The sequence below is a fragment of the Pseudomonas sp. FSL W7-0098 genome, from assembly GCF_005930585.1.
Taxonomy (GTDB): Bacteria; Pseudomonadota; Gammaproteobacteria; order Pseudomonadales; family Pseudomonadaceae; genus Aquipseudomonas; species Aquipseudomonas bubulae.
In genome coordinates this window covers 237,915-263,547 of the sequence record NZ_RXHW01000007.1, presented here as the reverse complement: position 1 = coordinate 263,547, position 25,633 = coordinate 237,915, and the positions used below count along the sequence as shown (strand labels likewise).

The window sequence follows — 25,633 nt, the reverse complement described above, 5'->3', positions numbered from 1 at the left end:
CCCCCTGATAGACTTTCGGCGCCCCCTATCGATGTGAGCTCAGACCATGCTCCATGTGCTGTTCAGTGTGTACTTGAAGATGCTGGTGCTTTACAGCCCGTTTTTCGTGCTGTCGTGCTTTATCAGCCTGACCCGGGGTTACTCGAACAAGGAACGCCGCCGGCTGGCCTGGAAAGTGGCCCTGGCCACGCTGATCTCCAGTGTATTGCTGTACCTGTTCGGGCGCACGATCTTCAGCGTCTTCGGCATCACCGTCGATGCATTCCGCATCGGTGCCGGCAGCGTGCTGTTTATCTCGGCGCTGGGCATGGCCCAAGGCAAGTCTGCGGTGCAAACAGACAATGTGCAGCAGGACGTGACGATTGTGCCCTTGACCATCCCGCTCACTGTCGGGCCCGGCACGATCGGTGCGTTGCTGGTCATGGGCGTCAGCCAGCCCCACTGGGATGACAAGCTGATGGCGATTGTCAGTATTGCCCTGGCCAGCCTGACGGTGGGCGTGGTGCTTTACCTGTCCAACCGAATCGAACGGATTCTCGGTGAGCAGGGTTTGCAGATCGTCAGCCGCCTGATGGGCCTGTTTGTCTGCGCCCTTGCAGCGCAGATCATCTTTACCGGGATCAGGGGCTATATGGTCCCCTGAAAACACACAGAACTGTGGGAGCGAGCCTGCTCGCGAAAGGCTCTGACAGCCGCTTCGCGAGCAGGCTCGCCCCCACAGGGCTCAGGGTTTTTCGCCATACCAGCGCGGCGTGTACACCCATTGCATGCCGTCAGCACGAGCAAAGGTGCACGTCGTCGACGACCCCACCAGCACCATGGTGCGCATATCCACCTGCTCCGGGGTCAACTCGCCCAGGGTCAGGGTGCGCAGGGTCTGGCCCGGACGGCCAATGTCACGACCCAGCACCACCGGCGTTTGCGGCGTGCGATGGCGCCTGACGATATCCAGCGCAACGCCCAGCTGCCATGGCCGTGAACGGGAAATCGGGTTGTAGAACGCCAACGCCAGATCCGCCTCGCAAGCCAGGTCCAGACGCTTCTCAATAATGCTCCACGGCTTGAGGTTGTCCGACAGCGACATCACGCAGAAGTCATGCCCCAGCGGCGCCCCGGCCTGCGCGGCCGTTGCCAGTGAAGCTGACACACCCGGCAGGATCTCCAGATCGACGCTGTGCCACTGCGGGTCCACAGACTCATGCAAGGCTTCGAGCACGGCTGCGGCCATGGCAAAAACCCCAGGGTCCCCCGAAGACACCACCACCACCGAACGCCCCTGCGCCGCCAGCTCGAAGGCGTGGCGGGCGCGCTGCATCTCTTCGCGGTTATCGGTGCAATGCATCACCTGATCGTCGCGGAACGGGCCAGCCATACGCACATAGGTTTCATAACCCAGCACATCATTGGCCCGCGCCAGCTCGGCCTTGACCGCCGGCACCATCAGTTCGGCAGCGCCGGGGCCCAGGCCAATTACAGCCAGACGGCCACGGGCCCGGCCAATCGTTTCAGGTTCCAGCGGCGCCGCGGCAACACCCAGTACCACGCCATTGCCCGGTTCACACCAGGCAACAGGCAGCAACGCTGCATCGCTGCCCACAAACCGCAACGGCACCGCCAGCTCAAGGGCCGTTTCACGCAGCGCTGCACTGGCCATCAAGGTTTCCGGTGCGACGATGCACGCCAGCGACTGACGTGCCAGCCCGGCCTGGTACAACGATTCGAGGATTGACTGTGGCGAAACCTCGGCACACACCTGCGCCAGTACATTGCGCGAATAAATCAGCAACTCGTCTGCCACTGGCAGGCGCTCGGCGCTGCCCACATGGATCGCCAGACGCGCCTGCCCGCTTTCGGGCAGTTGCGCCCGCTCCAGCCACGGCGCATCGCCTTCGATACGTACTGATTCGCCGGCCAGCAGGTCCGAAACAAAGCGTTTGCCCAGCTCCAGATCGGCCAGCACATAGCCCGCAGGCGGATTGAGCAGACAGGTGCCAAAGCGCAGTTCGCCGCTGGTGGTGATCGCCGGAGCAATGCCCAGACCCGCCGCAATGACCCGCGCCAGATCATTCACCCCGCCCAGCCCGCCCAGCAACGGCACCACCGCGCTGGCGTCTTCGGCAACCGCCAGTACCGGTGGCTCGGCGCCTTTTTCCAGCAGCAACGGCGCCAGCGTGCGGATCACAATACCCGCAGCGCATAGCGCAATAATCGGCGTGTCCTGCTGATAAAGCTGACGCAGGGTGTCGCCGAAATCGCTGTAACTGCGATCACCGCCGTCTACCCGCCCTGCCAGCCCGAGGACAGAAGCGCCGGGCAGCAACTGCTGGATACGGCGTGCAGTGTCCAGGCTGCCATTGCCCAGAATGACAATGGCCGGTGCCGGGCGACTCAACCCTGCCACCTTTCGCCTGGGACGATAATCAGCGAGAAATACGGCGAAGACATCGGCTCCACTTCATTGAGCGGCACGATCTTCTGATTGCTCATGGTGGCGCGCTCGACATACAACGCCCGCTCGGCCAGCCCCAGCTCGCCCAGCACTTCGCGCACTTTATGAAAGTTGCGCCCCAGCTTCATGATCACTGCCGCATCGGCAACCGCCAGCCGCGACTTGAGTTCTTCGTGGGGCAGCACACCCGAGAGCACCGACAGGCTCTGGTTGCGATACACCAACGGCACGCCCAATACCGAAGCGCCGCCCAGCATCGAGCACACGCCCGGTACCACTTGTGCTTCAAAACGCTGGGCCAGACGGTCGTGCAGGTACATATAGGAGCCGTAGAAGAACGGATCACCTTCGCAGATCACTGCCACATCACGGCCGGCATCCAGATGCACGGCCACTTCAACCGCAGCCTGATCGTAGAAATCACTGATCACCTGCTCGTAGGACAACGGCTCCGGCAACACCTCGGTGGTCACCGGGTACACCAGCGGCATCTGGGTTTGCGCGTCTTGCAGATGGGCTTCGATGATGCCGAACGCATTGCCCTTCTTGCCCTTGGCCACGAAATACGCCACCACCGGCGATTCGCGCAGCAGGCGCAGGGCTTTAACCGTGATCAGCTCAGGGTCGCCGGGGCCTACGCCCAAACCGATCAAACGTCCTGGTTGCGCCATTATTCGATCTCCGTGGCCAGGGCGTTGACGGCCGCAGCCGCCATCGCACTACCGCCACGGCGGCCTTGCATGATCACAAACGGCACACCACGGCTGTCTGCCGCAAGCATGGCCTTGGATTCCGCGGCGCCGACAAAGCCCACCGGGAAGCCCAGGATCAGTGCCGGCTTGGGAGCGCCGGCATCGATCATTTCCAGCAGGTAAAACAGCGCGGTGGGCGCGTTTCCGATCACCACCACACTGCCTTCCAGGTACGGGCGCCAATGCTCAAGGGCCACCGCCGAACGGGTGTTGCCCTTCTCCAGCGCCAGCTCAGGTACGCCTTCTTCGCGCAGGGTGCAGATCACCGGGTTGTTGGCCGGCAAACGGGTACGGGTGACGCCTTCGGAAACCATCCGCGCATCGCACAGAATGGCAGCACCTGCCGCCAGCGCATCACGCCCGGCCTTGCCGGCACCCGGCGAAAAACGCAGGTCTTCAATGGCATCGACCATGCCGCAGGCGTGGATCACACGCACGGCCAGTTTTTCGAGGTCCGCCGGGATGCTGTCGAGGTTGGCCTCGGCACGAATAATGGCGAACGAATTGCGATAGATCTCTTGACCATCGCGGATGTAATCAATCATCGGTGTTGCTCCATTGGCGGGCCTCAAGCCAGGCACCCGCCGCTTCAATTGTAAGATTGCGCTCGCGCAGAACACCGAAACCGGCGTGCTCCGGGGTGCGTAAATAGAGGTCGTAATGACCGGGCGCCACGGCCAGTAAAGTGACCGGCGCGACGTGGGCTGCCGCGCAGGAGCGCTGGCAGCCGGTCAGGTGAATATTCAAAGGCTTTGGCAGCAACGCGGCCAACTGACGGGCATCCTGCTTCGTGTCGGCCAGCCCTTTGGCACAGGCACTGGAGCCGGTACAGGCCACCAGATGCGCCAGCGGGTTGCCAGCCTCTACGATCAAGCCGAGCACCATCAACTGGCTCATCACCGCAGCGGCCTGAGCGGCCGCTATGTTGGGCAACAAGACGCTCTGCCATGGCGTGAACCGTAAAGTGCCATCGCCGTAGCGCTCGGCCAGCTCGGCCAACCCCGTGAGCATCGCCGCATCCAGCCGCCCCAGTGCCGGCGCCCCGCCGATATAGACCCGACCAGGCGCTTGCTGTGGCCAAATGCCGAGGTGCATGGACGCCGAGATGGCCCTGCACTGCCAGTCGCCAGCAGGCAACAGTGCCACGCTGATTCGCTGTGCCAGCTGCCCGACAAATGACTCAGTGGTGACCTCCTCCAGCAGATGACGCATGCGGGTTTGCTCAGGTCGCGCCAGATCCAGAAACTGCATCAGCACGGCCAACACCAGCTCATGCCCGTACTCCACGGGTACGGCTGCCAACGCGCAATCGTGCGCCGGGCACCCGGCCAGGCCAAAAGCCAACAGCGTCTGGCCATTACGCACAAATGCCGACAACCACAGATCATGCGGATGCTCCAGCATGGCCAGGGCCTCGCCGCCATCCAGTTGCACGGCGAACTTGGCCGACAGCTCGGTGAACCTTGGCGTGCTTTGCAGGCTGGCCAGTATCTGCCGGGCCAGCGGCCACGTATCGATATGCATCTGCAGATCAATGCCGGCACTCGGGCTGAGCATCAAGTTGCGCACGTCGTCACTGGCGGCAGTAGCAGGCCCAAGCCCGGCCGCCAGCAAGGGCGCAATCAATGCACTGTGCTGCGGCCCCACACCACGGATTTGCAAATTGCCACGGTTGGTCGCTTCGATCACACCACTGGCATACCGCTGAGCCACATCTGCCACCGTGCGAGCCTGATCGGCGTTAATCGCGCCGCCATCCAGCTTGACCCGACAGATACCGCCATCCATTGCCTGGACGATACGCAGTAACCCCGGGCAAGCCGAAGGGCGCACAGGCGTCGTGACAGAAAGTTCAGGTGGCAAGTTCAAGGAGCTATCCAGAGCAGGCAATACGCTATTGCAGGTCGCGCATTATGCCTGCTTTGGGCGAGTGCATGAAAAGCCTGCCGGACGGAATGACTACTCCCGTGTATTAACCTCGGGCAGTTGTGGATGATCCCGGCCCAGACGGGTGATCAACAACACCACGGAATCGGCATTGGCCAGCATGAGGTCAATGCGTTTACGAGCATCGTGTTTAAAGATCGGCCGCGCTTGCTCAAGGGTCCTGACACCGCTAAGCGCCTTGATTTTGGCCTTGCCCGGGTTAGCGGGTATATCCGCCCAGGTGCGCTCTTCAGGATCAAATTGCTGAAACAGGTGCTCGGTCGAGATATAGGGTGAATGGCAACTCTGGACGATCTGGTTAAACGACTTGATCTGGCTGCCCAGGGGGGTTGATTCATCCAGCAGGTCCTCGTAAGGAAAGCCGGGATTCAGATAGTTGATGTCCTCGGTATCAAGCGCCTGATGGCTGATCTCATGCAGCATAAAGGCCGCCCGATAATGCACGTTGGTCCTGAAAGGTGGCTGGGTGGCTTTCACAAATGCCTGGCTCAAGGCGTTGGGTGTTTCAAATAGAGTGCTGAAAAAATGCTCACTCAAGTACAGGCGCTTGTGCAAATCCCAGCGGTGAATCCAGGCGACGGCCTTGTCGTTGAACCGGGAGCGGCAGACCACGTATTTACTGGAAGTCAGCGGCGACAGATCGGGATGCAAAAACCTCGCAAGCAGGGGCCCGATCGTTTCATTGAGTCGGTCAAGCAACGGCTGATCAACGTGCTCCACATCAAAGAACGTCTGTATCAACGCCCGGTTCCGGGCATTCTGCGTCCCCGGTTCGAGCAAGGTGTGCAGGGCGCTTTGACTGCGCTGCAGGTAGGTGACGGCCTGGGCATGGGCCTCGCGAATGGCCTGTGCCTTGTCAGGAAAACGCCGCTCAATGCTGGCCATGCCGATGGCCTGCATCTCATGGGTCAGGCGGTCGGATATCGAAGCCGTGGTCGACAGCACAGGGCCGCCCCCCAGTAGCGGTTCCTTGAGATCAAGCTCCCAATGCTCACGTTCGTTGATTTTTACCAGCGGCCCTTCGCGGCCTTCTCCGATAAAAATGCGCCAGCGCTCGCGCCAGGCCTGCACCTGAAAAACATGCCCGCCCAGCAGCACATAGTGAAGACCTGTGCCCGGGTGACGGTACAACCGGGTCAGGCTGTCCTGCTTGAGCTCCAGCAAGGCCACATCATTGGCCTGAAAGGGCTGCAGGCCGATCTCCTGCTCAGGCGTGAGGTGCACCGCCGCTTCGGACTGCGGCTGACGCAAGACTGTCGGAGTCACTGTTTTCAGTTGGCGCAGTGTCAGATAACCACTGCCTATCTGTGCCAGCGACGAGGCAAAATCAGCCACGGCTTCGCCCCACTCGCCTTTTTGCGCGGCCTCGAAACCCTGCTGCACAAAACCCGCCGTTTGCCAGACCACCATGGGAATACTCAGCCTGGCAGGCAAAAACATCAACGCAGTCGATGCAATCAACGAAAACAGGTACTTGAATGACTCCCAGTCGGCTTCGGCGGAGGTCTTCGACTGGGCGGCGGCCATGTCCAGCAACAGGTGGTAGTTGTCGACATACAACTGTTCAAACAGATTGCCCGCGATGGGCCTTGGCGCCAGGGTCGGGGGGGCCGGCCTGAGCATGAAACTGCCGAGGGACGCGTCCACATACTGCGGGATATGGGGCTCCACAAAACCGCCATAGTTGTAGGTTTTACGGGCCTCGGGCTCAAGACGCTGGAGCACCAGCGCCTGCAGGTCCGTGTTGATACGCAGGTCGTCGAGCAAGGCGGCTTCGTTGTTGTACGCTTTGAATGTAAAGCGCTCGCTGTAGTTGACCCACAGGATCTGCGGCCCGGCGCCTGACTCCACAGGCCCAATGATGTAGAGCCCCCTGGCCCGATCAGGATCCGCTTCGGGCTCGGCTACCAGCTCAAATGGCCGGACGATGATCGGCATTCTGTCCAACGTCAGGCGGGCCGCTCCATCTGGCATGTTGATGACCTGCTGTATGTACCGATACGCCATCTCCTGGCCAGGGTCGATCAGTTTTTCCCGCAGGGCCTGTTCCATCACCTGCAGCGAGAGCTGCTCGGAGAATTGTTGTTGGCGCAAGGTCACCCCCGGTTTTCCGGGCGCCAGCTTGTCTTGCAACAAAGCACGGTAATGCGCGCCGATTTCCAGTTGTCGGGTCAGTCGTTTTACATACGTCGCATTCAAGGCCGTCGGCAACGCACTGCCATTAGGGACTCGCAAGGAAATCGCGCCTGCATTGAGCCGGTAAAAACCGTTAAGCGAAAATTGCGTGAGGGTCTGAACAGTGCGCGTCGTCGCCGCTGGCAAAAAAGAGGGCGTGCTACCAACCGGTACCGGGGAAGGCACATAGGTGTCGATCACCACCTCGATCGCATCCGGGTCTGGCGCCTGCCCCGCGAAGTCGAGCTCCAGACGCAGTTTCAGTAACGCGCGGGCGTACTCGGCAAGCGGCGGGATATCATGCAGGTAGTTTTGCTGTTCCTGCCCTGCCCCTGGATAGCGCTGCAACAACCCGGCATAAGCCAACTTGTCTGCCTTCGAGGCGTTTTTCAACCACTGCGGTATTGCCGCCTCAAACGCTTGCAGGCGCGCCATTTCAACCACAGGCTCCAACACCAGCCCTGCCCGACCTTGTACCAGTTCACTGTGGATAAGATTTTCAAAGGCTTGCGCCGACAAGGGGATGGCTTGAGCCGTACGGCAGGCAAAGCCGGCGTCCGCCAGCACCTTGGCAATAGCCCGTAGCTGGGTCTCTCTGACAAAGTCGTGTTCAACACGTTCGAATTGAAGCCCGCCAATTTTCCCGTTAGCGGTGCTGTCCAGCCAGGCCGTAACCTGCGGCTGCGTGCCCGTGCTGACATGGCTCAGCAGTTCCCAGCGCCGTGCCTTGTCCGCCAGGCGGGCTTGCAGTTGGGTGGTGCACTCGCCCACCGACGCAAAGCCTTCGAACCCCGAACCCGGGCTCCAGAATATGGCCCGGCCGGCAGTTGCAGGCTGCTGACCACCGCACTCGGTGAACAACAGACAGTTGACGATATCCAGCCCGGCCTGTGCGCCATTGATTGATAGTGCAATGGCAAACACATCGGGAACAAACCCTGCCAATGCTGGACGCCGGGTGCTCACCGGCTGGCTCAGCACCGCGCCCAGCACCGCCAGGTCCGCCGCTGAAAGCCGGTTGCCCGATTGCATCAGCTGCAATTCGGCCCGTAGCATCGCCAACCTCAGGGTACACAGCCTGTCGATCAACGTATCGGCCCTCGGCGGTGGGGCCGGAGTATAGAAAAACGCACGGAGCTGATTGACATACCCCTGGAAAAACCCCGCTGCGGCCTGATCCATGACGTTGATTAATTCACTGCCTGAAAGTGGCTTGGGCGGATTGAGATCCGGGGTATCCAGCAAGTGCAGGCCCGCCTCTATTCTTTCGGGATCACGCGGCAGCGGCTGTAGTCCGGTGACCTGTTGCAACAATGCTTCCATCAGCGACACCGGCTCACGCAAGCCAGCGACCCGTAACCGCATACGGTCGAGCTCCAGCACGTCATGCCCCGCGCGGGCCAGCGCTTTCACCAGCCTTGAATACGCATACGAAAACGGTGCAGGCCATGGCCGCAACAATTCATCAACCTGGGAAGCGATGTTCATTAACTGCATCACCAGCCCCTCGGCCTGCCCGCCGTTGCCAGCAGCCATCGGGCGGACATTGAAGGTTTCGTTCGATGCAGAGCCGGAATTAAATGTGGAAGTGATTGCCTTCATGGGTGATCTCTCTTCGCTTGCGGACAATGCACAACACGCTATCGCGCCCCCGGACGACAACGGCACTACATAGATACCCGGGCACTTTCCGGGGGATCAAACGACAGCGACAGTTGCCGGTTTGAAGTACCCGAGCCAGGTAATCAACAACGTCTGAGAGTCGGCATTCATCAGGATCACCCTCTCGCGAAACACCGGGTCACTGAAAAACCGGTCACGCACCTCTTCGATGTTTTTGCTGCGGGTCTTGTGGATCAAGCTGTGTGCCAGCTTGAAAGGGAGGGGCAGGTAACTGCGCCGGTTGCTGTACTTCTCCTTGAAAAGATCTGCCTTGCGAATTTCGGTGGTCAGTTGACGATAACGGTGATCCTGCATCTGCCTTTTAAGCGTACGTATCTGACCATCCCAGTCACGCTCGGGAACCAGCAACTCTTCGAAGGGATGGCTTACACCCAGATAATTGATATCAATGGTGCCCATGACCAGGTGGCTGAATTCATGGAGCAGAATGGTGGCCGTCGAATGCTTGACCCGGTCGAACTCGCGGCCGTCCACCCCCATCACTGACAGGCTGAAAATCTCGTCGGCCGAGGCGAAGTAACCCTGAGAAAAAAGCACGGTCTTGCGTTTGATCACGCTGCCCAGCGAAGAAACTCGCGCCACTTCTCGCGGGTTGGGCGGTGAGTACAAGCCGTAGCGGCTGGAGTGCTGTGGTGAAAACTCGCTGGATTGCAGTGCCGTCAGCAGTTTGTCGACGATGCGTTTGAGCTTGTCGAGCAAGGGGTCGTCGATCTGGCTCACACTGAACACCCTGGCAAGAAAGCGCCGGGTCTGGGCATTCAGCTGGCTGGCGGACCCGACTGATTGCAGGTGTTCCCTGCAATCAGTCAGATAGCGAATAGCCTGTTCGTGCGCCTCCCGAATCACCTGGGCCTTGCGTGGCTGCAGACGTTCGATGGCAGGCATGCCCAGGACCGTAACTGTGTGCTCCCGGCCAAACGAAATGCTCCCCGATGTACCCGACCGCGTGCCCAGTGCCTGACCACCGCCTGGCAACGGTTCCTTGAGATCGAGTACCCACCGCTGATGGGGGCTGCGTTTGACCAGAGGGCCATCGCGGTCTTCACCAATATGAATACGCCATCGATCCTGCCAGGCTGCGACTTGAAACACCTGCCCGTCCAGAACGATAAAGCGGTGGCCTGACTCGGGGTCAGTAAACAACCCGGAGCCAGTGTCTTCATGCAGACTATCCAACGACACATGATTGGCCGCATAGGGCCGCAAGCTGGCCTGCTGCTCACGGGTCATGGTCTCCAGAGGGGCCTCGAAGGCAGCAACGACGTGAGGTTCCCCGGTTGTGCGCCTCAGTGCGCCATGGCTACCCGCGATCATCAACAACGCCGTGGCAAAATCAAACACAGCCTGCCCCCAGCGATCATCTGCCACGGCCTGAACAGCTGACTGTGCACTGGTCTGGGCCTGCCAGATCATCAAGGGCACACTCAGCTTGCCCGGCAGAATCAGCAAAGCAGTGTCCGCCAGCAGCGACAGCAGATACACAAGGGAAGCCCAGTCCGCCTGCGCTGCGCTGCGGGCCTGGGTACGAGCCAGGGCCAGCCGCACATTGAGGGTATCGACGTACAACCTGTTCAGGCAGTTACCGGTCAACTGACCGGGATCGAGGCTGGCGGGAGGATTGGCCACCTGCGGCGAGCTCAAGGTCGGATCGACATAGCCGATATGCGGCTCGCGAAATCCCCCATATTCATAAATTTTACGAACCCGGGGTTCCAGCCGCTCCAGCACCTCGTCCTGCAAGGCTCCAGAACCGTGCAATCGATGCAGAAAATCGGACTGGCTGCTGTACTCTCGAAGCGCAGGCCCCTTGCCGTAGAGCACATACAACACCTGCGGCCCGCTATCCAGAGCAGCCGGACCAATCAGGTACATGCCCTGCGCCCGGTCGGGATGACGACCGGTTACGGCGCGAAAAGCCAGTGGCCGCACGACCAGCTCGATGCCCTTGAAGCGTTCGCGGGCTTTGGCGTCCGGGCTGTTCAGTACATGCTCAACGAAATCATGGGCCGTCAGGCTCAATGCGCCCTTGATTCGGGCTTGCAGCGCGTCTTCGAGCACCTGCGCAGGCAGCTGCTGACAGAACAAGCCCTGACGCCGTGCAGCCCCCTCATGGCCCGGGGTGAGCTTTTCGACCAGCAGGGCCTGATAGCTTTCGCCAAGATCCAGCGAACGCACCAGCTCACTCACATAGTGGTCATCCAGCCCCGCAGGCAAAGGTTCTTCGCCCAGTGAGCGATAGCTGCGCACGCCAGAGTGCACATTGAAAAAATGACTCAGGGCAAAGTACGTCAGCGATCGCCTCAGCCTGGAGACTGCCGCGCCTCCGGCGATCTCTCCGCCAGCCGGTCCGCTGTATTGCACCACACTGATTTCGACCTTGTCCGGGTCAATTGCCACGCCCGGAAAGTCAGCCCTCAAGCGTGCCAACAACCGCTCGCGGGCATAGTCGAGCAGCTCGGGCACGTCTTGCGAATACCCCTCGCTCCCGGCCTGTTGAATTCGCAGCAGGATCCGACCGTAGGCTTGCTGGTCACTGGCCGCAGCGTGCTTGAGCCAGTCAGGCAAACCCTCACGGAACTGCCATTGGCGGGCGGCGGCGAGCGTTGCGTCAACATTGAACTGCGCCTGCTCCGACCAGTAGCAATCCACCTGGTTGACCAGTTCCGGTGCCGACACCTGCTGCACCACACCTCGCTCCAGCAGGAAGCCGATATCACTGAGGTGTTTTTCTGTCTCCCGGCGCTGGCAGGCTTCAAGCCAGTCGGTGTCGATCACGCTGGCAGTCCATTTCACATCAACGGCGGCCTGCACCCTTTCGCGCTCACGCAAGCTGATACAGCGCAACAGATGCCATTGTTCAATACGATCCCGCAAGCGGGCCTGCAAGGTCTCAAGGCATGATGCCAGTGAATCGAAACATTCCAGGCTCCAGGCTGCCGTCCACAAGACGGCTTGCCCGGAGTTGACGCTGTCAGTGCCACCGCGCCCGGTCATCACAAGGCAGTTGCGCAGCGTGATGCTTGGGCGTCTGCCGGGCAGGGTTAACGCCAGCTCGCAGACATCGGGGATAAACCCGTTGAGCGCCCGTCGTGCAAGGTAAGTCGAATGCTCCAGCACAGCCCTGACAATGGCACTCCCGTTACTGTCCAGGCGCCCGTCCATCTGCCTGACGAATGCCTCGTAACGCAGCGCCGAGCCCCGGAACCGGGCCAGTCGGCTAATCACGGTCGAACCCGCCAATGCGGCCATCCCCATATAGTAAAAACCGTGCAGTTGCTGCATGAATTGCGCAACGAGGCCCACAGAAGCGCGGTCGAGCAAGGCCAGGACGGCTGCGCCATCGGGGTAATGGATCGGCTTGATGTCCGGGCTGTTTTTTTGCACGCCAAGACGTATTCGCGCGCCATCGACCGGGAGCGGACTCCAGCCTGTGACCCGATCCAGCAACGCATCGACCAGCGGGATAACCCGCAACGGCTCCAACTGCTTGCGCAAAGCCGCGGTGCCATAAATACGCAGCACCAGATCCCCGGGGATCAAATGGCTCAAACCAGGCGACGCCAGATGCTGCTTGAGCCGTCGGTGGGCAAAGCCCCTGAGCTCGGGCCGGCCCAGCAGCATCAGGGCTACCTGCCCGTTGAGCACCTGCAGTTTGCTTTGGATCAAAGGTAACGTAGCGCTGTCACCTGCCGTAGCCGCAGCTGTCGCCGGGCCATCAAGCGCCAGCCGGGTACTCCAGCGCCCTTGCTGGTTGGGCTCCGTCAAGCGTGGGTCGAGCAGCGCACGCACATCCAGCCCGTGATCCACCACGGCATTCACATTACAGTCCTTGCCACGTATGGCACCGAGCAGAAAGGTAAAATCCCGCGCCTGCTTGTCGATGATGGAGCGCACACGGTTTTCGAACAGATCACCCTCGATGGTCTCGACACTCAGGACCGGGTCAAGCATAAGGCGCAATACCGGCCGCTGATCCCGTGACACATGACCGAGCAGGTTGTCTCTGTCGCGGGGCTCCTTGAGCCGTGCGAGCACCTGACCCTTGAGCGTCTCGTCATTGTCAAAGCGCTCAAGTGCAGCCTGTTCGCTGAACAAAAACAGCTCGGGAGTGGAGACCGGTACAGACACACTGAACAGCCCGGCCAGTTCTACCCTGGCGCCCCCCTGCCCCAGCAATGACAGCCGGGCGGGCCGCCATTGCCCATGGGCATATCGATCATCATTCAGGCGCGAGCGCCCCACAGCCAGCAGTGCATCGAACTGCACGGGATCAATCCGCCCCTCGTGACGAGCCTGTAACAACCCATTGAAAAACCGGTCGCCCATAAACTGAACAGCCAGCACCCTCAGGCTCAACCCTTTTATGTCCAGATACCACCAGGCTTCGAGTTGCTGCTGCATCACGGCCTGAATGCCCCCGACAATTTCCCTGACCAACTGGTACATGCGCACATCCAGCGTGGGTGATCGTGCTTGAGCTGCATCGAAGGCTACGGTCGGGCTCAGATACTCGCGGATGTGATTACCCGGCCACTCGCCTTTGCCCAGGTACGCCAGTGCCAGATCCAGAAGGCTCATGCTCGACAACGGTGGCTGGCTGCCATTCGTCGCCATCGCATAGCTGTTGACCTGCAGCGTCTGAGCAGACAGGCCCAACCCCTGGAACTCGTGCTCCAGGGCCAGCGTGAGCTGTGCATTGAGCACCCCGCGCAGGGACGGAAGATCGAGCAGGCGCGCCCTCAACAACTCAAGGTTGTGCAAACGCAGATCCTGCAACGAGCGTGTGCGATGCTCAAATACCAGACCTTCAATCAAGCACCGCCTGATCCTCAGGGAGCGCAGTTTTTTCAGGTCTTCACGCACCTCGATCGGCATAAAGCGCAGCAAAGTGTCACGTACCAGCGGGTCGGCCAGACGCCGCTTGAGGGTTGTGCGCAGCGCGGTTGAATTGGCGATGCGCTCCAATCCACCGAGAGGGGAATACAGGAATGCGCCCGGCGGGTTGCTGTCTGCCCGGGTTACGATGAAATGGCCGGCAAGATCGGCGGCCGGGCCGTTGTCCGCGCCAAGCTCAAGGGCATAGACATGCTGCGGTTGCACCGCAATGACCTGCTGCAGATAGATAAACTCTTGCGCCGTGAGTTGCCCCGCAGCATCGAGCCGCACCAGGTTGTCCAGATACCCTGTTTGCATGGCGGCGAGCCAGTCATCCGGCTCAAGCTGATCATCTGTCACTGGCGACTGCCTCAGAACCCACGGAAGGCAAATCTTGGCCCGAATCTCCGGTACAACGGCATTAACCGGCTACCACCTGTAAAGATGAACTCTGGTGCAGTGCAAGGCGCGTTATCATGCGCACCTGTATCCGCAGGGCCTTCGCCCGGTAGCGGAGGAACAACCCGGCGTTTATCAAGAGGATCGGCATGTCGCCCTGGCTAACAGTTGTGGGAATCGGTGAGGACGGCTTTGCCGGGCTGGGCAAAAATGCGCGCCGCGCCTTGTTGGGCGCGACCCGCGTAATCGGCAGCCAGCGCCAGCTCGACCTGCTGCCCGCCTGCATTCGCGCCGAGCGCCAGACCTGGCCGAGCCCGTTTTCACTGGCCCCAGTGCTGGCCCTGCGCAACACGCCGACCTGCGTACTGGCCAGCGGCGACCCCATGCTGTTTGGTGTCGGCGCCAGCCTGGCGCGACGGGTAGCGCGGGATGAAATGCAGGTGCTGCCAGCGCCATCGTCCTTTTCCCTGGCCGCAGCACGCATGGGCTGGGCCCTGCAGGACGTAGTCACGCTGTCGGTAGTGGCACGCCCCTTCGTCGCCCTCAATGCCCACCTGCACAGCGGTGTACGTCTGCTGGTACTGAGCAACGATGGCAGCAGCCCGTCCATCATCGCCCGTCTGCTGAGCGCGCAGGGATTTGGTCCCAGCCGCATGACGGTGCTGGAACACCTGGGCGGCCAGGCTGAACGCAGGATCGACACCCGCGCCTGCGACTGGAGTGACCCGCCCGTCGCGGCGCTTAACCTGGTCGCCATCGATTGCCTGGCCGACGCCAGCGCCCGGCCGCTGTCACGTATCGGTGGGCTGCCCGACAGCGCGTTCGAGCATGATGGCCAGTTGACCAAGCGCGATGTGCGCGCCGTAACCCTCGCCCGCCTCGCGCCACTGCCAGGCCAATTGCTGTGGGACGTAGGCGCGGGCAGCGGTTCGATCGGCATCGAGTGGATGCGTACCTGGCCGAGTTGCCGCACCTTGGCGATTGAAGCCGACGAAGGCCGCCAGCAACTGATCGAACGTAACCGCGATACCCTTGGTGTGCCCGGCCTGCAACTGATTCGCGGCAAGGCACCCCAGGCTCTTGACGGTCTGGAGCCCCCGGACGCGATTTTTATCGGTGGCGGCGTAACCCGCGAAGGCGTGCTCGACACCTGCTGGCAGCGACTCAAGCCCGGCGGGCGGCTGGTGGCCAATGCCGTCACCCTGCAAAGCGAAATGCTGCTGATGAGCTGGCGCGAGCGCCACGGCGGCGAACTGACCCGCATCCATATTGCCCAGGCCCAGCCCCTGGGTGAATTCGACACCTGGCGTCAGGCGTTGCCGATTACCCTTCTGGACATGACCAAGCCTCTCGATGCGTGACGAAACTGCCGAACAACCCGCCCCCCTGCGCAGCGGCCTGACCACCGGCAGCTGCGCCACCGCCACCAGCCTGGCCGCTGCCCGCCTGCTGCTGGGCGGCGTGTGTAACGACGCCGTGCAAATCACTTTGCCCAAGGGTAAACAGGTGCAAATGCGCCTGGAGTTCTGCCGTCTGTGGGAAGACGGCGCCGAAGCGGGCACCATCAAGGACGCCGGCGACGATCCCGACGTGACCCACGGCGCACTGCTCTATTCACGGGTGCGCTTGCGACCTGAACCGGGTATTGGCTTTGTTGCCGGGCAAGGTGTCGGCACCGTAACCCGCCCGGGTCTGGTATTGAACGTAGGCGAGCCGGCGATCAACCCGGTGCCACGCAAAATGATCACCGAGCACCTGCAGCAACTGGCAACCGAACTGGGTTACGGCGGTGGCTTTGAAGTGACTGTCAACGTACAGGACGGCGAAGCCCTGGCCCTGAAAACCATGAACCCGCGCCTGGGGATTCTCGGCGGGCTGTCGATCCTGGGCACCAGCGGCATCGTGCGGCCGTTTTCCTGCGCGGCTTATATCGCCTCTATCCACCAGGGCATAGACGTCGCCAAGACCAACGGTTACCTGCATATTGCCGCCTGCACCGGCAATGCCAGCGAAGACACCATGCGCCGGGTCTACAACTTGCCGGAAATCGCCCTGATCGAAATGGGCGACTTTGTCGGCGCAGTGCTCAAGCATCTGCGCAAAGTGCCTGTGGATAAACTGAGCATTTGCGGCGGTTTCGGCAAGATCAGCAAACTGGCCGCCGGGCATATGGACCTGCACAGTCGCCATTCCAGCATCGACCTGCCGCAACTGGCCCAATGGGCAGCGGATATCGGGGCCGACCATCCACTCCAGGAGGCCATCCGCCAGGCCAACACCAGCCAGCAAGCCCTGGCGATGGCCAGTGCGGCCGGTATCGCGTTGGGCGATGCGGTGTGCCAGCACGCTCTGGACTTTGCCCGCAGCGTGGTGCCGGCCCAGGTACAGGTCGAAGTGTTTGCCATCGACCGCCAGGGCGGGATTGTCGGTCACGCCGGAGCCTTTGCATGAAACGTATTTTGTTATTGGGCGGCGTCACCGAGGCGCTGGCCATTGCCCGTACCCTGGGCCCGCAGCATGTCTACAGCCTGGCCGGGGTTGGCCGGGTACCGACGGACCTGACCTGCGAGGTACGGGTGGGCGGATATGGCGGCGCTGAAGGTTTGGCGCAGTACATCCGCGAACAGCGCATCGACATGCTGCTGGACGCCACCCACCCCTACGCGGCGAAAATCAGCCATAACGCGGCCCTCGCTGCTGCTGCCAGTGGCATCCCGTGCTGGGCGCTGCGCCGCCAGGCCTGGGTGGCGCAGACGGGCGATGACTGGCGTGAAGTGGCAGATTGGAGCGAACTGGTCGAAGCGCTCGCCACCTTCCAGCGCCCCTTGTTCACCTTGGGCCGTGAGCCGCTGGAGCACCTGCACGAAATTCCGCCAGAGCAGTTCTGGACCCTGCGCGCCCTCGACGCTTACCCCGGCACTGCACGCTGCGACGTGATTGGCGCACGCGGGCCGTTCCTCATCGATGACGAACGCCTGTTGTTTGCACAACGGCGCATCGACGTATTGATCAGCAAAAACAGCGGCAGCAGCGCCACCGAACCCAAGCTGCAAGTTGCCCGCGAGCGCGCAGTGCCGGTGTTGATCCTCAAGCGGCCGACGCTGGCGCAGGTGGATCGGGAGTTCCGGACGGTCGAGGAGCTGATGGAAGGGTTGGCGCAGGGGAATTATTTGTGAATGTGTAAAAGCTGGCGATGGTGTATCCTTCAGAATACGATCATGCCCCATGATCACTTTCGAACAAACACGCGAATTCGCCAAATGGTTGGGCGCACTTAAAGACAAAACCGGGCAAGCCCGCATTCTTGCTCGCCTGAAAGCAGCCGGTTTGGGTCACTTCGCCGACTGCGAGTGCGTCGGTGGCGGTGTTTACGAAATGCGGATTCACTGCGGGCCCGGTTATCGAGTCTATTACACCCGCAAAGGCGAAGTGTTCTACCTGCTGCTTGTTGGCGGCGATAAAACCACCCAGACACGAGATATAAAACGCGCAAAACAAATGGCACACACACTGGGTAATGAGGACTGACGCATGACCGAGCAACTTACCCGTTTCGATACCGTTGACTACCTGAAGTCCCCGGAGGATATGGCGGCTTACCTGGACGCCTGTTTCGAAGAGGACCCCGGCGACGGCAGTCTGATCCGAGCGGCGCTCAACGATATCGCCCGCGCCCAAGGCATGACTCAAATCGCCCGCGAAGCCGGGCTGGGCCGTGAAAGCCTGTACAAGGCCCTGGGCAGCAAGGGCAACCCCGAGTTCGCGACTATCATCAAAGTGATGAAGGCGCTGGGGCTCAAGCTGCATGCCACAGCAGCCTGAAATTTGCGCGTACTGGCCGATCGCGACACTTCGCCACACCCGCACTTTTTACTTACGCCGAGCATTCAGGCTAAATAGCCCCTTGATCGCTCCACTCACGGAATTCGTCATGTCCCGACAACGGTTTGCATTTGCCTGGATCGCCTGCTTTGCAGTGCTGTTCAACATGCTCGCCATGTCGATGGCCGGGGCGACCCAATCCGTTGAGCGAGGGCCCACCGAGCAGTTCATGTGGAGCAGCTTCTGCTCCTCCACCGGCACCAAGATGGTCGCCGTATCGCTGGGCACTTTCGAGCCCGCCGACAACCAGCATGACGATCATTCCACCATGCAGCATTGCTGGTGCTGCTCGGGCGCCGCGCCGGTGGTGGCGCTGCCCGCGCATATTCCCAAGCTCTACTTTGCCGCCATCGAGCGGGGCCACAGCCTGGTCCCGGATCACCTCAAGCGCCCCACCCCGCGCCAGCAATGGCCGAGCCTCAACCCCCGCGCATCGCCCCTGGTCTGATTCTTCCTCGCAACCCCTTTGCGTTTTGAATCGTTCCGGAGAATTGCCATGTTGAACCTTACCCTGTTCAAGCACGTCGTGATTGCGGCGGCTGTGTTGCTGCCTGCCTGTTTTGCCAGCGCCCACGAATACAAAAGCGGCGACCTCGAAATCGCCCACCCGTGGTCCCAGGAGCTGCCGCCCAATGCGCCCACCGTGGCCGCGTATTTCATCATTCACAACACCGGCAGCACGGCCGATCGGCTGGTCAGTGTCGACACGCCGATTGCCGATAAGGCCGAACTGCACCAGCACATCATGGAAGGCGACTTGATGAAGATGCTGCCCGTGGCCAGCGTTGAAGTGCCGCCCGGCGGCACCGTCACCTTTGCACCCATGGCGTACCACGTGATGATGTTCGGTCTCAAGGACCGCAGCCTGCTGCAGGACGGCAAGCACTTCCCGCTGACCCTGCATTTTGAAAAAGCCGGCGCCGTGCCGGTTGAGGTCAATGTGCAGAAGCAGGCACCTGAAGACAGCATGGAACACATGCACGCCCACTAACGGCCAAGGTTGCTGACCCCCGTGCGCGAACCTCGCGCCAGGCACTCCATGTCGCACATTCGCGGCAGTTGGCTGAGCCTGTTTGCCATGTTGATGATTTTTATCGGCCCGCTGATTTCCCAGGCGATGCCGATGGATCATCACGCCTCCATGCCCATGTCGATGGATATGGGCATGGACATGTCTGCGCACGCCGAACATGAACAGCCTTCAGCCGACCACCATGCCATCTGGGAAAAGTGCGGCTACTGCACACTGCTGTTCAGTTGCCCGGCCTTGCCCGGCACCCCGGGCCTGACCCTCTATAACTCACCAGAACCCCGCAGTTACCTGGCCGCCAATCCCCGACTGGGCCACGCCCGGCAACCGGTCTTCCCCGGCTCCCGCTCCCGCGCGCCTCCCGTATTCCTTTAGCTACCGACACCACAACACATCATCTGGCCGACCTGCATGCACTGTTTCAGACAGTCGCAGGTGCGTGGCCGAGTTGTATTCGTCTGACTATTGGAATGTCTATGTCCCGCTTTACTGCTGCCTCCCGTTTGCCCTTTACCCTCAGCACCCTGTGCTGTGCGATTCTGGCAACCACCGCTGTGTCCGACGAACATGCCGGGCACAGCAATGAGCTGAGCCCGCTGGTGATCACCGCCATCGCCCCCAGCTCACCGCTGACCATCGTCACCAACCCCAAGGACCCGCGCCAGCCCGTGCCTGCCAGTGACGGCGGCGACTACCTCAAGACCATCCCCGGCTTCGCCCTGATCCGCAACGGCGGCACCAACGGCGACCCGGTGCTGCGCGGCATGTTCGGCTCGCGCCTGAATATCCTTACCAACGGCGGCATGATGCTCGGCGCCTGTCCCGGGCGCATGGACGCACCCACCTCCTACATCTCGCCGGAAACCTACGACCAGCTCACGGTGATCAAAGGCCCGCAAACCGTGCTCTGGGGCCCGGGCGCCTCGGCGGGCACCATCCTCTTCGAACGCGAGCCCGAGCATTTCGGCGAACTGGGCACACGGGTCAATGCCAGCCTGCTGGCGGGTTCCAACGGCCGTTTCGACAAAACCATCGACGCCGCCGCCGGTGGCCCGCTGGGCTATGTGCGGGTCATCGGCAACACCGCCCATGCCGATGACTACAAGGACGGCAACGGCGACACCGTGCCGTCGCGTTACGACAAATGGAACGGCGACATTGCCCTGGGCTGGACCCCGGACGCCGACACCCTGCTGGAACTCACCGCCGGCAAGGGCGACGGTGAAGCGCGCTCGGCCGGACGCGGCATGGACGGCAGCCAGTACAAGCGCGAAAGCCTGGGACTGCGCTTTGAAAAGTCCAATATCGGCGACGTTCTCGACAAGATCGAAGCCCAGGTCTACTACAACTACGCCGACCATGTGATGGACAACTACACACTGCGTACCCCGTCGGGCACCGGCATGATGGCAGGGCCGATGGCGTCCAACGTCGACCGCCGCACCCTCGGTGCACGGATCAAGGCCACCTGGCGCTGGGCCGATTACCAGTTGATCAGCGGCATCGATGCGCAGACCAACGAACACCGCAAACGCATGGGCATGGGCATCGATACCTACAAGGACCAGAACTGGAGCAAGGACGCCGATTTCCACAACTACGGCGCCTTTGGCGAGTTGACCTGGTACGCCGCCGAGCGTGACCGGCTGATTACCGGTGCTCGTCTTGACCGCGCATCCGCCAAGGATTACCGCGCCCGACTCGGCTCGGGGATGATGAGCAAGCCCAATCCGACCCTGGACAAGACCCGCGCCGACACCCTGCCCAGCGGTTTTGTGCGTTACGAGCATGACCTGAGCGACAGCCCGACCACCCTGTACGCCGGGCTGGGCCACACTCAGCGCTTCCCCGATTACTGGGAGCTGTTTTCGCCGAGCTCCGGCCCGACCGGTTCGGTGAATGCATTCGACGCCATCAAGCCCGAGAAAACCACGCAGCTCGATGCGGGCCTGCAATACAAGACCGACACCCTGGAGGCCTGGGCCTCGGTGTACGCCGGCGAGATTCGCGACTACATCCTGTTCGACTACGCCAAGGGCTCATCCCAAGCGCAAAACATCAACGCCCGGGTCATGGGCGGCGAGCTGGGCGCGGCGTATCAGTTGACGTCAAACTGGAAAGCCGACGCCACCCTGGCCTACGCCTGGGGCAAGAACACCAGCGATGGCAAGGCTCTGCCGCAAATGCCGCCGCTGGACACCCGCCTGGGCCTGACCTACAGCGAGGACGACTGGAGTGCCGGCGCCCTGTGGCGCGTCGTGGCGCGCCAGGACCGCATAGACCGCAACGCGGGCAATGTGGTCGGCAAGGATTTCGGCAAAAGTGCCGGCTTTGGCGTGTTCTCGTTGAACGGTGCATACCGCATCAACAAAAACCTCAAGGTCAGCGCCGGGGTCGACAACCTGCTGGACAAAAACTACAGCGAGCACCTGAACATGGCGGGCAACGCCGGGTACGGCTACCCGGCCAATGACCCGCGCGCCATCAATGAACCAGGCCGCACGCTGTGGACCAAGGTGGATGTGAGTTTCTGACAAACCGCTAGCCCTCACCCCAACCCTCTCCCGGAGGAAGAGGGAGCTGATTTGCGCCGTGCTTGAACCCGCTGCGGTCAGTCCCCTCTCCCTCTGGGAGAGGGCTAGGGTGAGGGTCTTTGCTGACGACAACAATTTCAACCTTGCGGAGCCGCTCACATGAGCCGACCAACACCGTCTTTCTACAACCTGGCCTGGCGCTGGCATTTCTACGCCGGGTTATTTGTCGCCCCGTTTATGATCCTGCTGGCCCTGACCGGGATCATTTACCTGTTCAAACCCCAGCTTGATCCACTGCTGTACGACCATCTGCTCAACGTCACCCCGGCCCATCACAGCCTCAGCGCCGATGAGCAACTCAGCCGTGTGCAGGCCACTTATCCACAGGGCCATATCAGCCAGTACCTGCCGCCGATCAATCCGCAACGCAGCGGCCAGTTCGTGGTTCACAACGGCGGGCACGAGCTCAATGTGTTTATCAACCCCTACACCGGCCAGGTGCTGGGCGAGCAGGATGCCAAGCTCAACCTGCAAGCCGTGGCGCGCGCCCTGCACGGCGAATTGATGATCGGCACCCTCGGCGACCGGCTGGTGGAACTGGCCGCTGGCTGGGGCGTGGTGCTGGTGGTGTCCGGCCTGTTCCTGTGGTGGCCGCGGGGGCAATCGGCTGCCGGAATTCTATGGCCGCGCCTGAGCAGGCGCGGGCGCGTGCTATGGCGCGACCTTCACGTTGTCACAGGGTTCTGGGGGGCCGCCTTGCTGCTGTTCATGTTGATCAGCGGCATGACCTGGACCGGCTTCTGGGGCAAGCAATATGCCGACCTGTGGAACCGTTTCCCGGTAGCCATGTGGAACGACGTGCCGAAGTCTGATATCGAGGCCGGCAGCCTCAATACCGCCAACCGCCAGACCGTGCCCTGGGCAATGGAAAACACACCGATGCCGGTCTCCGGCGCCCACGCCGAACATATGGCCCACGCCGCGCACACCTCAGGCCCCGCCGCCCCCGGCATCACCCTGCAAGCGGTGGTCGACACCGCCACGGCCCGCCAGGTCGAGGCCGGCTACAGCATCACCCTGCCGACCACCGCTACCGGCGTATTCACCATTGCCGTATTCGCCGACGACCCGCGTAACGACGCCACCCTGCATGTCGATCAATACACCGGCACGGTACTGGCCGACGTGCGTTGGCAGCATTACAGCAATGTCGCCCGCGCCACCGAAATGGGCGTGATGCTGCACGAAGGCAAGTTGTTTGGCCCGCTCAACCAGATCGTGATGCTGCTGGTGTGCCTGATGATCCTGCTCAGTTCCGTAAGCGGCCTGGTGATTTGGTGGAAGCGTCGCCCGCAAGGCGGTTTGGGGGTTCCGCCGCTGCGTCACGACCTGCCGACCTGGAAGGCCGGCGTTGCCATCATGCTCGCTCTGGCTATCGCGTTCCCGCTGGTGGGCGCCTCGTTGATCGCAGTGTGGGGGCTCGACCGGTTATGGCTGATGGTGCGCAAACTACGGCCGGATGAGCGCCTTTCATAACCAGCATGAACCATCCGAGAGGCGCATTGCAGAGCCACCCCTATAATGGCACGCCAATATCATGCGTGAAATAAGTGTTACTGTATAACAAAACCATTTAAGCTCCATCACCCGCCGCCAGGAGGCAGCGGGGACACCCTCTGAAATAAGCGACTCACTGCCCTGATGAACAAGTACTTTTTGTCCAGTCTCTGCCTGCTGGCGCTGAACAGCGCCCAGGCCGATGACGCCGCCCCCTCTCTGATGCTGCCTGCCGCGAGCGTTACCGCGCCTGAAGTCGAGATTGAAAGCATCGACCTCAAGACCGCCACCAGCGCCGGCTCACGCCTGAACCTTACCGGCCTCGAAACGCCTGCCAGCGTTGAAAGCCTGACCGGCGCGCAAATCCGCGCCCGTGGCGACCGCAGCGTGCAGGACGCCGTGACCCGCACGACCGGCATCAGCAACACCGGCACACCGGGTAACGGCGGCTCCGCCTATTCGGCCCGGGGTTTTGTCGGCGAAGGCTCGGTGATGCAGCTCTATGACGGCGTACGCATGTACAGCGGCGCGGGTACCGTGACCTTCCCGGTGGACGACTGGTCGGTGGAACGCATCGACGTGCTGCGCGGCCCGGCCTCGGTGCTGTATGGCGAAGGCGCTACCGGCGCAGTGATTAACGTAATCCCGAAAAAACCCTTCTCCGGTGCCATAGAAAACCATGTCCGTGTGGGCTACGGCTCGTACGACACCCGCCAGCAGGCACTCGACAGCGGCGGCTCGCTGACCGATACCCTGAGCTATCGGTTGAATATCAACCACGTCCAGAGCAATGGCTGGATCGACCACGGCGACTCCGAAAACACCTTTGTCAGCGCCGCTCTGCGCTGGCAGGCCAGCGATGACCTGGCGTTTACCCTGAGCCACGACTATGGCGATCAGGAGCCGCAAAACGATTTCGGCGTACCCCTGATCAATGGCCGGTATCACCAGAGCCTGCGGGACAAGAACTACAACGTGCGCGATGCAAAACTGCATTACAACGACCAGTGGACGCGCCTCAATACTGAATGGCAGATCAACGACGCCCTCAGTGCCAACAACGAGCTGTATTACCTCAAGGCCCAACGCCGCTGGCAGAACGCCGAAAACCACGCCTGGAATGAAAGCCAGCAGACCTTGCTGCGCAGGGGCTACTTCAGCATCAAGCACGAGCAGGAACAGGTCGGCGACCGCCAGACCTTCACCCTCAACCACGACCTGTTCGGCCTTGAAAGCAGAACCCTGGTGGGCGCGGATTACAACCGCATCCACTTCAACCTGCACAGCAACTCGCCGTATAAAGACGTGAATGAAAACGGTCAGCCGATTGACCTGTACCACCCGGATCGTGGCGAATTTGAAAGTGACTCGCCGTACCGCGATCAATACACCACCACCACGCAACAGGTTTCGCTGTTCGCCGAAAACCGCACCGAGCTGAGCGATCAACTGTCGCTGGTCACCGGGGTGCGCCGCGATATCGTGCATCTGGACCGCGATGACTTCGCGGTCAATGGCGACGCCACTCGAACTGACCGCAGCCTGTCGGCCAACAGCTGGAAAGTCGGGTTGGTATACGAACTGACACCGGACATGTCGATCTATGCCCAGCAAGCCACCAGCGTTGATGGCGTGGGCGGCTTGATCAGCCTGAGCGAGAAGCAGCAAAACTTCGAACTGGCCCATGCGCGCCAGACCGAAATCGGCTTCAAGCAGATGTTCTGGGATCAGCGCGGCGAATGGACCCTGGCGGCCTATCACATTGTCAAAAAAGACCTGCTGACCTCCGACCCGAATATCCCGGGCAATACGCTGCAAGTGGGCGAGCAGTCCTCCAGCGGCCTGGAAGCCAGCCTTGACCTGCAACTGCCGCAGCGCTGGGCGTTGCAAGCCAACGCCTCGGTGGTGCGCGCGCAGTACGACAAGTTCGACGATGAAGGCGTATCGCGCAAAGGCAACCGCCCCACCGACGTACCCCGTCGCACCGCCAATCTGTGGTTGAGCAAGGCCATCAACGATGATGTAAGTGCCGGTGCCGGCGTGCGCTATGTCGACTCGCGTTATGCCGACATGGCCAACAACGTCGAGCTGCCGAGCAACACCGTGGTAGACGCCAGCGTGAGCTGGAAAGCGATGCCCAAAACCACCCTGGGTTTGCGTTTGAACAATTTGTTCGACCGCCAGTACGCCGTAACCCAATACAATGGCGGCCAGCAATGGATCATGGGCGAACCGCGTTCGTTTTTCGTGACGGCTGATTACACCTTTTAACCGCTGGCCCTCACCCCAACCCTCTCCCGGAGGGAGAGGGCTAGGGTGAGGGGCTTTTGACTTTAAAGAACAACCGGAC

General features: G+C 61.4%; 18 protein-coding genes. 12 read left to right on the top strand and 6 right to left on the bottom strand.

All coding sequences use genetic code 11. From position 1 onward, the window contains the following. Positions 1 to 46 precede the first annotated feature (46 nt). The gene (locus FHL07_RS15260; protein WP_095001023.1) at positions 47 to 643 is read left to right on the top strand and encodes a MarC family protein; all 597 of its coding nucleotides are present in this window, start codon (positions 47 to 49) and stop codon (positions 641 to 643) included. A gap of 81 nt (positions 644 to 724) precedes the next feature. On the opposite strand, the gene cobJ is transcribed toward FHL07_RS15260, so the two are convergent. The 6 genes from cobJ to FHL07_RS15230 all read right to left on the bottom strand — a co-directional run bounded on the left by cobJ (position 725) and on the right by FHL07_RS15230 (position 14,241). Continuing rightward, positions 725 to 2,392 carry a precorrin-3B C(17)-methyltransferase gene (gene cobJ / locus FHL07_RS15255; protein WP_138738649.1) on the bottom strand — a complete coding sequence of 556 codons (1,668 nt, stop codon included), beginning with the start codon at positions 2,390 to 2,392 and terminating at the stop codon, positions 725 to 727. Beyond that, positions 2,389 to 3,120 carry a precorrin-2 C(20)-methyltransferase gene (locus FHL07_RS15250; RefSeq protein ID WP_086798974.1) on the bottom strand — a complete coding sequence of 244 codons (732 nt, stop codon included), beginning with the start codon at positions 3,118 to 3,120 and terminating at the stop codon, positions 2,389 to 2,391. Before FHL07_RS15250 ends, cobJ begins: the two co-directional genes overlap by 4 nt. Further along, positions 3,120 to 3,746, bottom strand: coding sequence for a precorrin-8X methylmutase (locus FHL07_RS15245; protein WP_016783380.1), 627 nt, complete (start codon positions 3,744 to 3,746; stop codon positions 3,120 to 3,122). The genes FHL07_RS15250 and FHL07_RS15245 overlap by 1 nt, the downstream gene beginning before the upstream one ends. Further along, complete coding sequence (gene cobG, locus FHL07_RS15240; RefSeq protein WP_306452848.1) at positions 3,739 to 5,070, bottom strand: precorrin-3B synthase; 1,332 nt, start codon at positions 5,068 to 5,070, stop codon at positions 3,739 to 3,741. The genes FHL07_RS15245 and cobG overlap by 8 nt, the downstream gene beginning before the upstream one ends. Before the next feature lie 90 nt (positions 5,071 to 5,160). Continuing rightward, entirely contained in the window at positions 5,161 to 8,925 is a 3,765-nt protein-coding gene (locus tag FHL07_RS15235; RefSeq protein WP_138738647.1) for a dermonecrotic toxin domain-containing protein, read from the bottom strand. Positions 8,926 to 9,021: 96 nt separating this feature from the next. Then, positions 9,022 to 14,241: a dermonecrotic toxin domain-containing protein gene (locus FHL07_RS15230; RefSeq protein WP_138738646.1), complete on the bottom strand. Its 5,220-nt coding sequence runs from the start codon at positions 14,239 to 14,241 to the stop codon at positions 9,022 to 9,024. A gap of 188 nt (positions 14,242 to 14,429) precedes the next feature. On the opposite strand from FHL07_RS15230, the gene cbiE reads away from it, so the two are divergent. The 11 genes from cbiE (at position 14,430) to FHL07_RS15175 (ending at position 25,554) form a co-directional block, all read left to right on the top strand. Continuing rightward, on the top strand, positions 14,430 to 15,641 hold the full coding sequence (cbiE, locus tag FHL07_RS15225; protein ID WP_138738645.1) for a precorrin-6y C5,15-methyltransferase (decarboxylating) subunit CbiE: 1,212 nt from the start codon (positions 14,430 to 14,432) through the stop codon (positions 15,639 to 15,641). Continuing rightward, the gene (locus FHL07_RS15220) at positions 15,634 to 16,731 is read left to right on the top strand and encodes a cobalt-precorrin-5B (C(1))-methyltransferase (RefSeq protein WP_095024322.1); all 1,098 of its coding nucleotides are present in this window, start codon (positions 15,634 to 15,636) and stop codon (positions 16,729 to 16,731) included. The genes cbiE and FHL07_RS15220 overlap by 8 nt, the downstream gene beginning before the upstream one ends. Next, positions 16,728 to 17,456: a cobalt-precorrin-6A reductase gene (locus tag FHL07_RS15215; RefSeq protein WP_095025272.1), complete on the top strand. Its 729-nt coding sequence runs from the start codon at positions 16,728 to 16,730 to the stop codon at positions 17,454 to 17,456. Before FHL07_RS15220 ends, FHL07_RS15215 begins: the two co-directional genes overlap by 4 nt. 49 nt (positions 17,457 to 17,505) lie before the next feature. Then, positions 17,506 to 17,808, top strand: coding sequence for a type II toxin-antitoxin system RelE/ParE family toxin (locus tag FHL07_RS15210; RefSeq protein ID WP_095020804.1), 303 nt, complete (start codon positions 17,506 to 17,508; stop codon positions 17,806 to 17,808). 3 nt (positions 17,809 to 17,811) lie between these two features. Then, positions 17,812 to 18,102 (top strand): addiction module antidote protein, encoded by a 291-nt coding sequence (locus FHL07_RS15205; protein WP_095024324.1) that lies wholly within the window; start codon positions 17,812 to 17,814, stop codon positions 18,100 to 18,102. A 109-nt stretch (positions 18,103 to 18,211) separates the two neighbouring features. Continuing rightward, positions 18,212 to 18,610 (top strand): DUF2946 domain-containing protein, encoded by a 399-nt coding sequence (locus FHL07_RS15200; RefSeq protein ID WP_095001016.1) that lies wholly within the window; start codon positions 18,212 to 18,214, stop codon positions 18,608 to 18,610. Between the two features lie 48 nt (positions 18,611 to 18,658). Continuing rightward, positions 18,659 to 19,153, top strand: a complete 495-nt coding sequence (locus tag FHL07_RS15195; protein ID WP_130872269.1) for a copper chaperone PCu(A)C — start codon at positions 18,659 to 18,661, stop codon at positions 19,151 to 19,153. A gap of 48 nt (positions 19,154 to 19,201) precedes the next feature. Then, a complete protein-coding gene (locus FHL07_RS15190) occupies positions 19,202 to 19,567 on the top strand; it encodes a DUF2946 domain-containing protein (protein WP_138738668.1) in 366 nt (121 codons plus the stop codon). Between the two features lie 101 nt (positions 19,568 to 19,668). Beyond that, the gene (locus tag FHL07_RS15185; protein WP_138738644.1) at positions 19,669 to 21,726 is read left to right on the top strand and encodes a TonB-dependent copper receptor; all 2,058 of its coding nucleotides are present in this window, start codon (positions 19,669 to 19,671) and stop codon (positions 21,724 to 21,726) included. Between the two features lie 159 nt (positions 21,727 to 21,885). After that, positions 21,886 to 23,262 (top strand): PepSY-associated TM helix domain-containing protein, encoded by a 1,377-nt coding sequence (locus FHL07_RS15180; RefSeq protein WP_138738643.1) that lies wholly within the window; start codon positions 21,886 to 21,888, stop codon positions 23,260 to 23,262. Between the two features lie 165 nt (positions 23,263 to 23,427). Further along, a complete protein-coding gene (locus FHL07_RS15175) occupies positions 23,428 to 25,554 on the top strand; it encodes a TonB-dependent receptor (RefSeq protein ID WP_138738642.1) in 2,127 nt (708 codons plus the stop codon). Positions 25,555 to 25,633: the final 79 nt, after the last annotated feature.

Coding starts and splice junctions, on each gene's coding strand:
- FHL07_RS15260 (WP_095001023.1), top strand. CDS start 47: ATGCTCCATGTGCTGTTCAGTGTGTACTTGAAGATGCTGGTGCTTTAC.
- FHL07_RS15250 (WP_086798974.1), bottom strand. CDS start 3,120: ATGGCGCAACCAGGACGTTTGATCGGTTTGGGCGTAGGCCCCGGCGAC.
- FHL07_RS15245 (WP_016783380.1), bottom strand. CDS start 3,746: ATGATTGATTACATCCGCGATGGTCAAGAGATCTATCGCAATTCGTTC.
- FHL07_RS15235 (WP_138738647.1), bottom strand. CDS start 8,925: ATGAAGGCAATCACTTCCACATTTAATTCCGGCTCTGCATCGAACGAA.
- cbiE (WP_138738645.1), top strand. CDS start 14,430: ATGTCGCCCTGGCTAACAGTTGTGGGAATCGGTGAGGACGGCTTTGCC.
- FHL07_RS15220 (WP_095024322.1), top strand. CDS start 15,634: ATGCGTGACGAAACTGCCGAACAACCCGCCCCCCTGCGCAGCGGCCTG.
- FHL07_RS15215 (WP_095025272.1), top strand. CDS start 16,728: ATGAAACGTATTTTGTTATTGGGCGGCGTCACCGAGGCGCTGGCCATT.
- FHL07_RS15210 (WP_095020804.1), top strand. CDS start 17,506: ATGATCACTTTCGAACAAACACGCGAATTCGCCAAATGGTTGGGCGCA.
- FHL07_RS15205 (WP_095024324.1), top strand. CDS start 17,812: ATGACCGAGCAACTTACCCGTTTCGATACCGTTGACTACCTGAAGTCC.
- FHL07_RS15200 (WP_095001016.1), top strand. CDS start 18,212: ATGTCCCGACAACGGTTTGCATTTGCCTGGATCGCCTGCTTTGCAGTG.
- FHL07_RS15195 (WP_130872269.1), top strand. CDS start 18,659: ATGTTGAACCTTACCCTGTTCAAGCACGTCGTGATTGCGGCGGCTGTG.
- FHL07_RS15190 (WP_138738668.1), top strand. CDS start 19,202: ATGTCGCACATTCGCGGCAGTTGGCTGAGCCTGTTTGCCATGTTGATG.
- FHL07_RS15185 (WP_138738644.1), top strand. CDS start 19,669: ATGTCCCGCTTTACTGCTGCCTCCCGTTTGCCCTTTACCCTCAGCACC.
- FHL07_RS15180 (WP_138738643.1), top strand. CDS start 21,886: ATGAGCCGACCAACACCGTCTTTCTACAACCTGGCCTGGCGCTGGCAT.
- FHL07_RS15175 (WP_138738642.1), top strand. CDS start 23,428: ATGAACAAGTACTTTTTGTCCAGTCTCTGCCTGCTGGCGCTGAACAGC.